Source organism: Micromonospora sp. NPDC002717 (genome assembly GCF_040295705.1).
Classification (GTDB): Bacteria; Actinomycetota; Actinomycetes; order Mycobacteriales; family Micromonosporaceae; genus Micromonospora.
The window spans coordinates 28,277-44,226 of record NZ_JBEOVW010000033.1 but is presented as its reverse complement, the minus strand read 5'-3'; the positions used below and the strand labels follow the sequence as shown (position 1 = coordinate 44,226).

Here is a 15,950-nt window from a genome sequence, read left to right as displayed (position 1 = left end):
ACGTCCGTGGGTGCCCAGTTGGGCTGTGACGGAAGAGTTGGCTTCGGCAGCGAGGCAGCGGTAGATCTTGACATCCCGTGGATGTTGCCGAGATGCTCAACAAAGTTGCAATAGGCGCCGGAAGGAACTGAAAATGCCTGAGCCGGGATCTGACGTGGCAGTTGTGGTTCATCCTGATGTGGAAATGGTCCGCGATAGTGGAATTCCTGAACTAATGGCCCAAATCCGGCCTCAATGGCAATCTAAAGGGTTGATCGAGCGCGTCCGTCGACTGATGACCGTTGACCCTAGCAGTGCTTGCCAGCGCCTTCTGAACGCTTCAATTGCGGATCTGCGAGATCAAGATCGCGGGCCTTGACATTGCAGGCGACGCAGCTAAAGCTCATAAACTCCCAACCGTCGAGCGGTCGGAAGATATCGACAACTACTCGACCACAAACGTCATCAACTTGTCGTATCGTATGGGATTGCTTTCCCGTCCGGAGTGGCGTCGACTCTCTCGTTCGTATGACATTCGGAAAGACCTGGAGCACGAGGATTCAGAATACGAAGCTGGGGTAGAGGACTGCGTTTACATCTTCAAGACGTGTATCGAAGCAGTGCTGTCACGCGATCCGGTCACCTTGATCCGGGTGCACGAGGTGAAGCAGGTAATTGAGACCGCTGGTCCTGCAACGGCAGATCCCGAGCTAGTCGAAGATTTCGCGCACGCACCCGACACGCGACAATTGGAGATTTCCAAGTTCTTGGTCTCGACGGCAACAAACGACGGTGAGCCGGACCTGGTTCGACAGAACGCCTTCACACTGTTGGGGACATTGAGCGAAGTGACCCGACCCTCTGTGATCGTCGAGTTAGCCAAGCACTTCCAGGAAAAGATCCGGCGTAACGTCCTCACCGATCTGCAGGTGAGAGTCGCCAATGCGGCGGGCATCCTTCCCTTCCTTCGTAAGGCGCAGCGCCGTGCTTTCTTCGAGTCCTACTTGGATCAGCTGAACCGTACGGGTTACCACTGGGCTCAAAACACATCACACGGAGCACTCCTCCGCAACCTTCAGGAGTACGGCGGGCTTAAGGCAATCCCTGAGGAGACGGATCGAGAGGTCGTCAAGTGGATGGTGCTCTGCTACGTGGGCGAACCCGGCGGACGCGGCATGGGAGTGAACCGCAAGGTCTTCTATAGCAACTCGGCAGCGCCGTTGATTGAAGCCATCATAGAGATCAATCCCGATATTTCCGGCCGGCACCTTAAAGCCTTGTCCGCGGATCCAGACGTAAAGCGAGCCTGTGACCAAAGCACCCACGTCGCTCGGCGCTTCCAAGACCTTCTCGATCTCACCAATGAGTAGAGTGCCGGGCCTACGGACGTGCTTGTAACAGGGCTGCGGCGTTGTAGCGCGTCAACTAGGGAGTATCGAGGCCGTACCCTGATGATCTGCAATTTCAGGCCACGGCGCCAGAAGCAGCGAAGAGGCAACGTCGTCTGAAGGCGGCACGCTGACAGGCCCAGGCGCGGACGAGCTCCGAGCGTGCAGCCGTTGTCGGACGCGTCCGGACAGAACTCAGACGGAAGTAGCCCAGGCGCGAGTGAGATGGACCAGTCTGGGCTACTTCCAGGCGGCCGGGTGCCGCGCTAGATGCGCGCTCTCCGTAAGTGAGGCGTCACTTCGGCCGTTGCAGCCGGGCAAGGGCCAGTCTGGGGCGGGGAGCCTCTCAGGTGGAATGTGATGGGTAGCGGTAGTTTCTCGGTGTGGGCCGACGAGCGTCGGCCGCTTGGCCAATCGTCGTTTGCGCGTTGGTCGGCTTTCGTCGGAACAGGTGAAGGTCGGGAACGTCAACCAGACTGGTCGGCTGATCAGGCTAAGGCTCGGCTCGGGAAGTAGCTGGACCCGGCCAGCACCGCACGAACCGCGTCAACCGTTGCTCGACAACCGAAAGACAACCAGCGCCATCCCGGCCTCCCGAGTCCCGACGCCCCGCGGAGACGTCGAGCCCAGAGTGCCGACCGACCACTGTCGCAGATAGCTGGCGGACGCGTGTCGCTCATCGGTCGACCGAGGACAACAAGGGCGGAGACGGCACTGCCGAAATACTCTCTTCTGGATCAAGGGCCGCGCAAGCGCGGCCTGCCCGCCGCGCTCGGCCTGCTGGCGGCCTCCGGCCGGCATCGGCCGGCGCGGCGGGCCATCGGTCCCGAAGACAGTTCGAGAAGTCGATGCCGGTAGGTCGGGCGGCAACTGCGCCGGGGCGTGGACCTGAAGACGGCGGTGGAGACTGTCACGATGCAGTCGACGATCCGACGCCACCGCGAGTTGTTCTCATCCGTGCACAAGCGGCCCCTGATGTATCTGCTTCGGCCTGACTTCAGCTCAGGCGCCGCCTTCGTGCTCGGGTGCCACGTTGCCGACGAGGCGATCCTGACTGGCTTCCAAGAATGGCTCGTCACACGGGTGGGATGCGGGTCGAACGTCTTCTGGCCGCACCTCGTCCTCAGGCTCACCGAGCCAGTCGGTCCGAAGAACCCACGCGAGCTGGACTCCGAGACTGATCGCAGAGCCTTCGACGCACTGTTCTCCCTGTTGGACGAGTTCCTTGCGCTTCGGGAGGAACACGACAGCCTGCGCAGGGTCTATCGAGCTTACGAAGAGTGGCAGGAGCTGCGCGACGACCAGGGATGCCCGGAGTCCGGGGCCTCGGAATGCCCTGTCGTGGATTGGCCGCGTCCGGCGTCTATAGACCGAGCAGGGCCGTGACGATCGCGGAAGCCCCGAGCACCACCGAGGGCAGGGCGATCGGCTGCCGCGCCGCTTCGCGGCTTGCCACCGATACCGGGGTCCAGGCACGCGGGAAGCCGGCGGCACGGCAAGCCGCCCCCGGCCCGAGATGCCGGGGGCGGTAAGCCGCACGCCGCCGAAGAGCCGCGCGCTCACCGGGCCGCCGTGCCAGCCACGTGCCAGTAGTCGGTGCCCCGGACGGTCAGCAGCGGTCGTTACCGGGCGCCATGGCATCGCTGCTGACCAGGCGTTCCGGACAGATCAGGTCGGCCAGAAGCGATCTTCCAAGCTGGCGGTCTGGCGCTGCTATGGTGCGGCCGTGCCGGATGCCGAGACCGTTGCCGTTCTACTTCGCCCACTCCTGGGACGACGCCTGCTTGCGGTGACCGAGGCGCGGCATTGGTACGACGAGAGGCCAGTGGCGGGGGCTGCCGGTTTGCTGCATTTCTGGCTGCACTTCGAGGGAACGCCAGCCATCATGGCCCACGGCTGCGGTGACCTGCTGACGCTCACTGAGGAAGAGCCCTACTCGTCGTACAACATGCAGGAGTACGGACGGACCGTGGTCGGACCGGCCCAACCCACCGACCTGCTCGGCGAGGTGGTTGGGCAATGCCTCGTTGATGTGGGCCTTGTCCAGGGATACAGCACGGTTCCGGCTGTCGGCGGAACCGTGCTTCGCTTCGAGCGGGCCGAGTTGCTCGTTGCGACCCTGGCGGACGAGTGGATCTGCCAACCGGGGCGGATCCCGGAGAAGCTCCGGCAGTACCTGTGGTTCAGCGGTTGGTTGGGTACCCCCGGCCCTGCTGCCGAAGGGCAGTGACCGCGAGACGTCTGCACGTCACGGCCAGCCGTCAGCGTCCTCGCCCGTGCAGAGTGCATGCAATGATCTTGATCGCTGTTCGAGGAAGCCGACCCGTATGCCCAGGTCACGGCCCTGCTCGCCAGCCAGCCGCAGTCGCCTTCCTAAACCGTGTGTCGCAGGTTCGAATCCTGCCGGGGGCACCTCGAAGATCAGCAAGAACGCTTCCTGACCTGCGGATATGCTTCCGCGTAGGTCGGTCGACCTGTGCAGTGGTGTGCCGCCCGGAGTCGCCGTTTGTCGCTGTCCACGGACTATTCACGGATTGATCTTGACGGCGTTTGCCCAGGTCGCGCCAGCGAAGTCCAGCCGGCGTTGACAAGGACTACGGCCCCTACGAGGCTGTCAACACCGGTCAGCTTCCAATGGAGCCGGAACACATCGGAATACGCTCGGCAATCTGCTACGAGGTGCCTCAGGGCTAATACATCGCTCAGCTGTGCTTGCGGGGGCGCCCACGCTTCGATTTCAGGGGACGCCAACCGCGTAGATCCTCCTCGGTGACAACCCACCGGACCATCAAGTCGTCCAGCAGCGTGCGGTGGCTCCGGTACTGCTGGTCGCCACACCATTGCTTCACCCACGGCAGCAACTCGAGCAGACCGGCGAGCAGCGGAACAGCGTCATCGCGAGTCGGCGCGGCTGACGCGAGGTCGGACAACACCATTGCTCGGTCCTCGACGGGCCAGCCGGCCCACCCCACCATGGCGTCCTTGATGGCGCCTCCCGAACGCGCATAGGACACGAACCTTTCGCCAGGCACGTCGTACTTGCCGCGGTGTCGCCAATAGCTCACCTTTAGGAAATCTGCGCTGCTGTATTTCGGTGGTAGCGAGACCGGCGCGGTAAGCCCCAAGTCCTGTTCCCGTTGCAGCCGCCACGTCTCCTCCCACTCAGCGCGCTTCGCGATGCCTGAATCTCGATAACGTAGGGCGGAGAGAAACGGAACGACCTCGTCTGCGAAAAGACCCCTCACGACGTCGACCAGCGGTTGGCCTGGTGCGTACAGCTCAGCGGCCTCGATGACCGCCGGGTCCTCGCCCAGCAGCTCAACGAGCTTCGTAATCGTTAGCGGTCGCGCCCGCCTTGCGCCGTCTGCGTCGTCGTACCAGAACTCGGCCGTCTCGCACCTGTCGAGCAACCAGGTTCGCAGGGCATCGGCCGCCATGACGTCCCAGCCCGTGGAGGCCCACCGTCGTTTGAACTCCGGCCTTTCCAGAGTCCGCAACCGCCTGTCCTGCTGTATCGCATCGATCCGCCGCTTGACCACCTCACGGTAGGACGCCGGCCAGTGCGCGGGCAGATCGGTGGTCGGAAGGCCGCCGTGCCGCACAAACCAAGCAGTGTCCAGCTCGCCGACGACCACCTGTCGGGCCATGGCGATCTCGAAGGCTCGCTCGCCGAAGCTCAGTGGCGGAATGTCGGAGGCAGCGGCCAGCAGGCCCTCGTCCTCGGCGACGCCATACCGGAGATAGACCTCCCAGTCCAGCTCCTCCTGCAGGGCCACCATACGGGCGCGGATAGCTTCCCAACGGGAGCGAACCGTGGAGAAGCCCTCGCGGCTCGGGGACTGGCGGCTGAGGACCGCCGCGGGAGCGGCCTCAGACAGCTCCCGGGCGAGCCGGTCCAACTCATCGGCGTACGTGGAGTGCAGCTTCTCGGGCAACGGGAGGTCACGCAGCCGGGTGGCGGCGATCTCGTAGAAGGCGTCCCAGTGTTCGCCGGTGCCGGTCTGGTCGAGGCCTGACTTGCCCTTGCTGTTGCTGCCCTGCTTCAACCAAAAGCAGACCGAAGAACTGTTGAGCCATGCTGTCAGGTCGGTTCGGCGCTGTGCCGGCGCGTCTGAGGGGAGCTCGACGATCGGCGCGGATTGCAGTGGCACCTCATCCCTGTACAGGGAGGCGAAGTGATTGTGGGTGGCGATCCAGGAATACGTGATCAGCCGGTCGTTCATGCCCCTCCGGCCGACGAACTGATGCCAGCAGTACCAAGGTCTTCCGCTGTTTTCGGGAGATCCCTCAAACCCGGATGGGCGGTTCTGTAGCACCAGCCTGTACGGCCATAGCCGTCGTAGATGCGCGGGATGCTGCTCGATCGAGATGATGTTGCCCGATGAATCGTATGGACAGAAAGCGTAGCGGTCGGCCCCGGCGTTCCAGTCCCGGACCTCGGAGCCAGAGATCACGCCCACGAGGACGCCATCAGCGGGAATTCCCAGCGTCGCGAAGGTGTGACGTGGCGCGGTGAAGATGTCATCCGATCCCGTGTTGGCGAAGTATCCGATTCGCACCACATAGTCGTTCAGCCGACGTGGCGCACCGGCGATCTGCGCGAGGACCTCGTCCGCCTCGCTTGTTGCAATCCTTAGCGGAAACGAGCGGAGTTGCTCTTGGCTGACGTAGCGAGACGCCGACCACGTGTCGGCGTGACCAGGATGCGCCGTCTGTCGCAGCAACGATCGCCAGACCGGCGCCTGAGCGGGATCGGAGGGGACGGCCGGCTCACCACGCAGACCGGTCACGGTGAGCACCGGCGCCGCGTCACGAGGCGGCTCATTGCGTCCGATCAATATAACGGTGGGCGTGCCGTGGCCTGGAATGAACGCGCCCGAAGTGTCGATGATGTGCGTGAGCGCGACCCGGTGCCCGAAGAACTCCTCGACGAGTCGTCGACCAAACTCGCGCTTCATGAACGAGTTGGACGTCAGCTGACCGACATGTCCACCGGGCCGCGCCAACTGGAAAAGTCTCTGCGAGAAGGGAATCGTGAGGGCGTACCTGCCGACGCAGGCGTCGTACCGGGCGCGGTAGACCTCGTCGAGGATCTTGTCCCGGACGGTGGTGTAGGGCGGATTGCCCACCACCACGTCGTAGTCGCCGCCGAAGGGGTCCTCGACCAGCGAATCGGCGACGGCTACCGAGAACCGCCAGTCAAACCCGGCAACCTCGCTGAGCCTCGTGGCGCCACACGCGCGCACCGCAGCCATGAGCAGGCGGAACCGGGTGATAGCGACGGCGAAAGGGTTGAGATCCACCCCGTGCACGGAGCGCAGCGCACGACCGACCAGATCCTCGACAGCAACCGTGGGAGCGGCCCGCCGCCAGGCGGAAAACAGCCGCGTGAATGCCTCCAGGACAAATTGCCCCGACCCGCAGACCGGATCCATCAGGCGGAGGGCCTCATGCCCACGCTCCTGGATAGCAGGTTCAAGCGTGAGATCCAAGATGAACTCGGTGATGAAGGCAGGCGTCTGCACCAGGGCGTACTGCTTGCTGGCACTCTCATCGATGACCTGGTAGAGGTCGCCGAGGAAGCGGGTGTTCAGGTCCGCGGCGGCGAGGTCGTGCGCCTTGCCGCCGGCCGCGTCGGTGCGGTTCCACAAGGCGGCTAGTTGGCTGGCCATCTGTTCCGAGATCGGCAGGTCGAAGAGCGCGTTCTGCCCGCGCTCGAACAGCCCGGTTCCCGGATCGACCGCAGCGAAGGCCTCGAACCGGGAGAGGAGCCAAGGCAGCTGCTGGCCCGGCACCGCAGGTGGCGACGGTCCATCGATCAGGCGGTTGTCCTCCGCGAACCGCACAAACAGAGTGCTCAGCACCCACCCGACCGCTGCCTGGTCGACCTGCGCGTCCGAGGCTTCGCTGACCCGGGTTGCGCGTAGGTCCTCTTCGACAAGCCGTACGAGCCGGCGCAAAGGGGTGGATAGCTCCACGGTCGACACGCTGAGACTCGCCTCCTGGAATTTTGGAACCGTGTTAGAAACTCCGCTACTCTACCCTCACAGCTTCCCCTCTCCGCCGCACGCTGCTCGCCATCGACAGGCGCTGACGTGCCCCGGTGCCCGACAAGCATCCGGGAACAGCCGGAGGCCACGAAAGGACGGATCGGCAATGACTCCTCCGACGCGCCCCCTCTGGCTCGCGGTGATCATCATCTTCAGCCTCATGGTGGGCGCGGCCGCCGGGCTGCTGACAGGGATGAGCTCGAAAGATCCGGTCGACGGGATCTTGACCGGAGCCGCCAGCTTCACCGGCACCGTGCTCCTCCTGCTGGCGATAGCGGCGTTCCTTACCTCGTCGCCGGGCCGGCCCTGAGACTCTGGATGCGCAGCCGATGAGCCGCACGCGAGCGCTGCTGGACCTGCCGGCCAGCAGCGCTCGTTGGCAGGCCCCACTCGGGTGCCGAAATCCTCGCCCGGCCTGCTATAGCCCTTTTGATCACCGTGGTGAGTACGCGGTACCTCGTACTCACTCGAGCCGACGCGACAGCGATATTCAACAAGCAACTGGACGAGGATCACGGGTTTCCCTGTTCCGGCTGGCCTACCTCGGCGTGACCAACACTCTCGCGTCGCTAGCGGGGAACATGCTGTGCACCGCCACCTACTCCAGCCGGTCTCCCGGCCGAGGGCGACACCCTGCTGAGCGGAGACGGTGTCATCCGCTACCACGGGATATGCTCCTGCGGCCCGGGGGCGGTAGGTTCGGGGACGGCCAAGCGCGGCGCGGAGGGTGAACAGTGGCAGAGACTGGGCAAGACCGGTGGATCGAGGTCTCGCCCTCGCAGTTCCCGCACGAGGCTGAAGGGCTGGCACTGGTCCGCGCGATCATGCCCAGCGAGACGCCGTTTCGAGCCTGGTCGAACTTCGAGTTCCGCGACTCCCGGGGGCGATGGCACGAGGTAGACCTGCTCCTGCTCGGCCGTAAGCAACTGCACCTCATCGAGCTGAAGTACTACTCCGGCACCCTTCGCGGCGATGACCAGCGCTGGGCCCGCGATGGCCGGCGGCCGGAGGATTCCCCACTCAAGCTGGCGCGGCGTAAGGCGCAGTTCTTCGCGAGCAAGCTGAAGGACGAGCTGCGCTTATGGGCGCAAGAGCAGAACGTTCAAATACCCGACGAGCGAGACGTCATCCCGTTCGTGCAGGAGGCAGTCTTCCTGCACCATCCCGATTTGCGATGCGCTCTTGGCCCATCCAGCGCGATCAACCTCTACGGCCTGGACGGCCGTAGCACCCAGAGCAACCTCACCGAGATCTCTGAACTGGTGCTCGAATCCGCGGGGCGGCGGGCGATCGGACCGAACCAGGAACACATCCTGGTTAAGCTGCTCGAACGCATCGGCCTCGTGCAACGCCGGGAGCGTGAGGCAGGGTCCTGGGTCATCGAGGACCAGGCCATCGACTCGGACGAGGGCTGGCAGGACTGGCTCGCCTACCACCGGGTAGTCCAGCAGGACCGTGCCCGGATCCGGTTTCGGGTCCTGCCACCCACCGCGGGTCAGCAAGAGCGGGCGTCGGCCCGACGGATCGCGGAGCACGAGTTCCGGATCATGTCGCGGCTGCAGCACGACGGGCTGCTGCGCCCGCGCGACCTGGTCGAGTCCGAGCTCGGCATCGGGCTCGTATACCCCTACGACCAGCAATGGCAGCGCCTTGACCTGTGGCTGGCCGGCCAGGATCAGGGTGTGCCGCTGGCGACGCAGTTGTCGATGATCCGCCAGATCGGCGAGGCACTGCAGTACGCCCACAACAACCGGGTCGTGCACCGCGGGCTGATCCCGCAGGCGGTCTGGGTGCGTCCGGTTCCCGGCACCCAGAGCGACGTCAAGGTGCGGGTCGGTGATTGGCAGGGCGCAGGCAGCGTCCAGGGCGCCGCGGCCACCCATTCTTCGGTCCACGGGGTGACCTCCCTGGTCGACGCCGCCCTCGCCGACCACGGACCAGGAATGGCCGAGGTGTTCGGCGCCCCAGAGGGGGTGTGGAGCGCAGACGCCGACCGTATCCGGCTCGATGTGTTCGGGTTGGGCACACTCGCCTTCTACCTGATCACCGGGAGACCGCCGGCGCCCAACCGGAGCGCTCTCAGGCAGCGCCTGCGCGACCAGCACGGCCTCGACCTGGCGATCGAGCTGCCTCAGGTCCCGTCGACGCTGCGATCGCTCGTCCTCAAGGCAACCGATCCGGCGCCCAGTCGGCGGACGGCCGACGTCGCAGCGTTCCTGTCACAGCTCGCCGCAGCCGAGCGCGACGCCGCGACGAGTGAGGAGACCGATCCGCTCGAGGCGGCACCCGGCACGGTCCTCGACGGAAGGTTCCGGCTAGTTCGGCGCCTTGGGCAGGGCTCGACCGCGGTGGGTCTGCTCGTGCAGGATCTGCACGTCGAGGGAAACGGCGAGTGTGTCCTCAAAGTGGCTCTCGACGACACCGCCGCGACCCGTCTCGACGATGAGGCGGAGGCGCTGCGGCGCCTCGACGTCCCGCGGATCGTGAAAGTTCTCGAAGGACCGATCGTCGTCGGCGGCCGGCGCGCCCTCCTGCTCGAAAGTGCCGGGCCGGAGACTCTCACCACCGCGCTGCGGACGCGCACCCGTCTGTCATTTGACCTGCTGGAACGGTACGGGACGGACCTGCTGGACTGTCTCGTCGCGCTGGACAAAGCCGGGGTCGACCACCGGGACATCAAGCCGTCCAACCTGGGCGTGCGGGAAAGCCGCGGTGACCGTACCAAGCACCTGATCCTTTTTGACTTCTCCCTGACCCGCGCTGCAGCCTCCGCTACGCAGGCCGGCACCCCGCCGTACCTCGACCCGTTCCTCATCGGCACGCGGGACCGGTACGACTCGGCAGCGGAACGATATGCCGCCGCGGTGGTTCTCTTCGAGATGGCGACCGGCAGCACACCGGTCTACGGGGACGGTGAGGGCGACCCGGGAAGCATTCTGGATGAGGCGACCATCAGGCCGGAGATGTTCGACGCCACGCTCGCCGGCGACTTGGTCGATTTCTTCCGTAAGGCGCTGGCCCGCGATGCCGGCGCCCGGCATCACACCGCCGAGGCGATGCGGGCTGCTTGGCTGAGGATCTTCGCGAAGGACGCCACGACCGAGCCCGACGAGTCCTACGACGAGCTGGCAGCTCGGGCGACCCTGACCACGCCACTGCGCGACTCCGGGCTGACTGCCCGCGCCCTGTCGGCGCTGGAACCCTATGCCGTCCAGACGGTCGGCGAGCTGCTGACCGTCGACCCGGTCCAGCTGTCCCGCCTTCAGGGCGTCAAGAACGCGACCCGACTGCAGCTCACCTCGCGCATCAAGGAATGGCGCGCCCGGCTCGGCTCCGAGATCCGCGCGGCGGAACGAAGCGGTCCGGAGCTCACCCCCACGGCAGCCGCAGACCTTCTGCTGAGAGTTGTCGCCACGCCGCGCTCACCGTCACGCGGTGGAGTCGTCCGCCTGATCCTGGGGTTCGACACGACGCTCGACGCCTTCGCGACGCACGCTCAGCTCGGGGCCAACCTCGACGAGCCAGTCCAGCAGTCGCGCATCACGACGCTGCTCGGAACCCTGCAAGAGCGGTGGGCCGGAGATCACGACGCCCGAGCGCTTCTCGACCGGTTGGCCGAAGCGGTCTCGGCCCGTCTCACCGAACTCGGCTCGGTCGCGACGATCGCCGAGTTGACCCGCACGGTGGCAGAAACGCTCGCGCCTGAGGCCCATCCCGACGAGCGGCTGGCTCGTGGTCTGCTGCGTTTCGCGCTCGAACGCCGCAAGGCGATGAACAAGGCCGACGGCTCGCAGCCACCCGTCTGGGTACGCCGGCGCGCGGGAGTGGTCACGTTGCTGGCCGAGGACCAGGCGCTGTGCGATGTCGCCGAGTCGCTCGCCGTGGAGGCGGACCGCCTGGTCAACGCGACCGGCGACGCCGCGAACGCAGTCATCCCGGCGCAACGCGCGCAGGCCCGCCTCGAAGCGGCTGTCCCCACCGAGAGCGGATGGCCGGCAGCCCTCGCCGACCCGCTGCGCCGGGTGACTCTGGCCGCCGCCGCATCGACTCACGCGGCTGCCTCAGGTGCCGGAGATCTGCACCACCGCGGCTTCACCGCGGTCGCGGCCCTGGCCCAGACGTTCGCGGACTTCGGCGGGCAGCAGCTCACCCCGGACGAGATCCGCGAACGCGTACGGGTTCGGTTCCCCGCCGCGCCGGAGCTGCCGCGGCGGCCGACGCTCGACAGCCTGATCACGGAGGCTGGTCTCGGCCTGATCTTCGACGACCGGCTTCGGGTCTACCGGGCCCTGGACACTGGTGCCGCGACAACCGGGCTGGATTCTCGGTCGGCGACCAGTCTCGCGGTGACCACCTCCCCGGTGGGTGCCACGGGTGCGTTGGGCGCCCGGTTGGAGACCTCGATCGGCAGCCGGTCGTTCCTCGCGCTCGGCACCCGCGCCGATCGCCTGGGCCGTCTGATCGACGCCGCCCAGGCGCGGTACGGGGCGACGACGCTGGACCTGACCGGCGCGCTGCTGGACGCGCTGCGTGCGGTGTCCGCGGCCGCCAACATGCCCTGGGATCTGGTGCGCGCCGCCGACGCCGAACGGGAGTCGAGCCGTCCCCGTCGCGGTCTGGAGGAGCTGATCCGCCGATCCTGGCCCGAGGTCGAGGCCACCGTCGAGCGGGCGCTGTCCGCGGGACGTGACGACTCGCCCGTGCTGCTCACGGACGCGTCGCCGCTCGCCCGTTACGGCAACATGGCGCTGCTCACCCGCTGGACCGACCTGGCCTCCCCGCGCCGCCGTGCGGTCTGGCTGCTCGTGCCGCAGCTCAACGGCAACCACGGTCCTGTCATTGACGGCCGGCCGGTGCCGCTCGCCGCACCCAACCAGTTTGTCAACCTCGACAACGAGTGGATCGACAGTACGGCTGCCCTGAGCGCAGCCGCCGAGAAGGAGCAGTAGCAATGGCGGTCTCAACGGGGTTGACGGCAGCGCTCAAGAAGGTCGTCCTCGATCTGGAGGACGACCTTCGCGACCGCGTCGCCTCGCAGCCGGAAGTGCTCCAGGCGTGGGAAGCCGAATGGCGTGACGCGGTCAGCCGCGAACGGACGGCTATGTCGTGGCAGGAGTGGCGCGACGACCGGGTGACGCAGGCAGCGGTCGCGTGGGTACTGACCACGGTTTTCGTACGGTTCTGCGAGGACAACCGCCTACTCAAGCCGGTCTGGATCGCCGGCCCAGCCGACCGCCGGCAGGAGGCGCTCGACGCGGAGCTTGCCTACTTTCGCGCCCATCCGGAAGACACCGATCGGGAGTGGCTGCTCCAGGCGATTGAATACCTGCGGAGTGCGAAGGCAACGCGGGATCTAGTCGAGTCGCACTCGCCGCTCTGGACGGTCTCTCCGTCGGGTAAAGCCGCCAAGCGCCTTGTTGCGTTCTGGCGCGAACGCACTGCCGACGGTGACCTCATTTGGGATCTCGCTGATCAGGATCTGTCGACCCGGTTTCTCGGGGACCTTTACCAAGACCTATCTGATTACGCCAAAAGTACCTTCGCCCTCCTTCAGACGCCGGAGTTCGTCGAGGAGTTTATCCTCGATCAAACGATGGAGCCGTCACTCGCTGAGCGGCCACTCGAAGGCTTCAAACTCATCGACCCCACGTGTGGATCGGGCCACTTCCTCCTTGGCGCCTTCGCACGGCTCAACGATCGCTGGGCGGCCTATGCGCCGGGATTGGAAGTACAGGCACGGGTGCAGAGGGCTCTCGACGCCATCCATGGCGTAGACCTCAACCCCTTCGCCGTCGCCATTGCACGCTTCCGTCTTATCGTTGCGGCGCTCGAGACGGCAAGCCTCACCTCCTTGGAAAACGCGCCTTCCTTTGAACTCAACCTTGCCGCCGGCGACTCGCTGCTGCATGGACGCCCGCAGTTGGCGTTGGACTTGCCCGGCATGGAGGACTATGACTCAGGACTCAGCGGTTTCGCCTACGTAACGGAAAACCTCGCGGCCCTGCGGTCAATCCTGGAACCAGGCAAGTATGACGTCGTGGTTGGCAATCCGCCGTACAAGACGGTGAAGGATGGGAAGCTCAACGCCGCCTACCGCGAGCTTTACCCGACTTGCAAGGGCGCGTATGCGCTGACAGTCCCGTTCATGGAGCGCTTCTTCCAACTGGCTAAACCGGCTATAGGTGGCCGACCCGCAGGCTGGGTTGGTCAGATCACGTCCAACTCCTTCATGAAGCGTGAGTTTGGATCTCGACTAATCGAGAATTTTCTAGCTAAGCAAGACTTGAGACTCATCGTCGATTCATCAGGCGCTTACATCCCGGGACACGGAACCCCTACGGTAATCCTCGTGGGGCGTCCACAGTCCCCCATTGGAGATACAGTAAAAGCAGCCCTCGGCGTTCGAGGCGAGCCTGGACAGCCAGCCGATCCAGCCCAAGGCGTGGTCTGGAAATCCATTGTCGACAACATCGATCAAGAGGAGTACGACGACGATGGCTACATAACTGTAACTAAGCTACCACGGAAAGCGCTGTTGACCCATCCGTGGAGTCTTGCAGGAGGCGGAGCGGACAAACTTCTTGCTGCGATCGATCTGCCTGAGAGCCGGCGGCTGCAAGCTGTGTTGGCTGATATCGGTAGCAGCGTAGTTACCAGAGCCGATGATATGTATCTCCTTGGACGCGAAGCTTTGCTGCGCGCGGGTGTATCGGTCAACCACGTCATGCCATTGGTGGACGGTGACGACGTACGCGATTGGACCTTTCTCCCAGGTGTAGCCGCCTTGTGGCCGTACAGTCTAGATACTCTAGACGCCGAAACTGAGCCAGCTATTCAACGGTTGCTTTGGGTTTCTCGCACGGAATTGTCTAGCCGCGTGGCCTACGGCAAGACGCAATTGGAGCGGGGGCTCAACTGGTATGAATACTCGATGTTCTTCCGGGACAGGTTTGCTGGAGAGCTGGCGATATCCTGGTCGGGCCTCGCGACACATAATCATTTTGTCTTGGGTCGGGGCGGTCGCCTTTACAACCGTTGGGCCCCGGTGATCAAGTTACCGAAGGGGGCGACGGAGGAGGATCATCTTAGACTGCTCGTAGTGCTGAACTCCTCAACGGCTTGCTTTTGGCTTAAGCAAAACAGCCACAATAAGGGCAGCACTGTCGATACGCAGGGTGCCCGGCAAACACTCTCCCCGTGGGAGAACTTCTACGAGTTTACAGGTACTACTCTCAGAGATTTTCCACTCCCACACAATATCCCGGTTCACCCGGGCCGAGCACTCGACGAAGCCGCGCGCGAGATTTCAAGCCGTTTCGAATCAGCGTTTGCGGTTGGTGCAGAAACCCCCTCAGAGGAAATCCTCAGCAGACTCGAAACAGACATTTCAAGACTGCGCGCTTCAATGATTCTTGCACAAGAGGAACTTGACTGGGAAGTCTACTATTCATACGGGTTGGTGGATCGCAGTCTGACCTTCCCGATTGATGGCATCCCCGGCATCCAATTGGGTGAGCGAGCGTTCGAGATTGCCTTAGCGCGAAGGACGGCTTCCAGCAAGGAATCGCCTGCCTGGTTCTCGCGCCATAGGTCTACACCCGTTACAAACGTTCCATCACATTGGCCGCAAGGGTATCGGGACATCGTGCAGCGGCGGCTTGAGCTGATTGAGTCGAACAAGTTCATCAACCTTCTTGAGCGTCCCGAGTACAAGCGGCGGTGGGCGACCGAGCCGTGGGAGAAGCGGGTCGAGAAGGCGTTGCGGACGTGGCTGCTCGACCGCCTGGAGGCACGCTCGTACTGGTTTGACGCCCAGGGGCGGCCAACCGCGCGATCAGTCGCTCAGCTCGCCGACATCGTGACCCGTGATGCAGACCTCGTCTCCGTCCTGCAGCTGTGGGACGGACGCAAGGATCGGTCGATCACTCAGCAGCTCGCCACGCTGCTCGACACGGAGAACGTGCCCTTCCTGGCCGCGTACCGGCTGAAGGATTCTGGACTGCGTAAGCGTGAAGCCTGGGAGCACACCTGGGGTCTGCAACGCCGTGAGGACAAGGGTGAGAAGGTCGGCGAGATTCCGGTGCCGCCGAAGTACGTGACCGGGGACTTCCGGAAGCAGTCTTGGTGGCAGCACCGGGGCAAGCTCGACGTACCCAAGGAGCGGTTCATCCTCTACCCGAACGCCGGCCGCGAGACCGACCCCACCCAGTTGCTTGGGTGGGCCGGCTGGGACCACGCTCAGCAGGCCCTGGCCCTGAACGCGGTTATCGCCGAGCGGGAGGCCGAAGGCTGGGCTGACGATAAGCTTGTCCCCCTGGTCGCAGGCCTCGCGGAGCTCCAGCCCTGGGTGCGGCAGTGGCACGACGAGACTGACCCCACCTACCAGCTCAACCTGGCCGACTACCTGGAGGAGCAACTGCGCGGTCGCGCTCACCAGGTGGGCATGACGGTCGAGCAGCTTGGTGCCTGGAGGCCGCCGGCCGCCAGCCGAGGACGCCGACCGAGGTCGTGACAGCCATGACGATGCAGCTTG

General features: G+C 64.8%; 7 protein-coding genes. 6 read left to right on the top strand and 1 reads right to left on the bottom strand.

Features of this window, described 5'->3' with window-relative positions; translation table 11 throughout:
• The first annotated feature begins 323 nt into the window (after positions 1 to 323).
• The 3 genes from ABT006_RS30320 to ABT006_RS30310 all read left to right on the top strand — a co-directional run bounded on the left by ABT006_RS30320 (position 324) and on the right by ABT006_RS30310 (position 3,597).
• Positions 324 to 1,349 carry a hypothetical protein gene (locus tag ABT006_RS30320; RefSeq protein ID WP_350711893.1) on the top strand — a complete coding sequence of 342 codons (1,026 nt, stop codon included), beginning with the start codon at positions 324 to 326 and terminating at the stop codon, positions 1,347 to 1,349.
• Between the two features lie 933 nt (positions 1,350 to 2,282).
• Complete coding sequence (locus ABT006_RS30315) at positions 2,283 to 2,753, top strand: hypothetical protein (RefSeq protein ID WP_350711892.1); 471 nt, start codon at positions 2,283 to 2,285, stop codon at positions 2,751 to 2,753.
• Between the two features lie 340 nt (positions 2,754 to 3,093).
• The gene (locus ABT006_RS30310) at positions 3,094 to 3,597 is read left to right on the top strand and encodes a hypothetical protein (RefSeq protein WP_350711891.1); all 504 of its coding nucleotides are present in this window, start codon (positions 3,094 to 3,096) and stop codon (positions 3,595 to 3,597) included.
• A 472-nt stretch (positions 3,598 to 4,069) separates the two neighbouring features.
• On the opposite strand, the gene pglX (ABT006_RS30305) is transcribed toward ABT006_RS30310, so the two are convergent.
• The gene (gene pglX / locus ABT006_RS30305) at positions 4,070 to 7,345 is read right to left on the bottom strand and encodes a BREX-2 system adenine-specific DNA-methyltransferase PglX (protein ID WP_350711890.1); all 3,276 of its coding nucleotides are present in this window, start codon (positions 7,343 to 7,345) and stop codon (positions 4,070 to 4,072) included.
• Positions 7,346 to 7,556: 211 nt separating this feature from the next.
• On the opposite strand from pglX (ABT006_RS30305), the gene ABT006_RS30300 reads away from it, so the two are divergent.
• The 3 genes from ABT006_RS30300 to pglX (ABT006_RS30290) all read left to right on the top strand — a co-directional run bounded on the left by ABT006_RS30300 (position 7,557) and on the right by pglX (ABT006_RS30290) (position 15,929).
• Entirely contained in the window at positions 7,557 to 7,727 is a 171-nt protein-coding gene (locus ABT006_RS30300) for a hypothetical protein (protein WP_350711889.1), read from the top strand.
• 424 nt (positions 7,728 to 8,151) lie between these two features.
• Positions 8,152 to 12,366 (top strand): BREX system serine/threonine kinase PglW, encoded by a 4,215-nt coding sequence (gene pglW, locus ABT006_RS30295; protein ID WP_350711888.1) that lies wholly within the window; start codon positions 8,152 to 8,154, stop codon positions 12,364 to 12,366.
• A 2-nt stretch (positions 12,367 to 12,368) separates the two neighbouring features.
• Positions 12,369 to 15,929, top strand: coding sequence for a BREX-2 system adenine-specific DNA-methyltransferase PglX (pglX, locus tag ABT006_RS30290; RefSeq protein WP_350711887.1), 3,561 nt, complete (start codon positions 12,369 to 12,371; stop codon positions 15,927 to 15,929).
• Positions 15,930 to 15,950 lie beyond the last annotated feature (21 nt).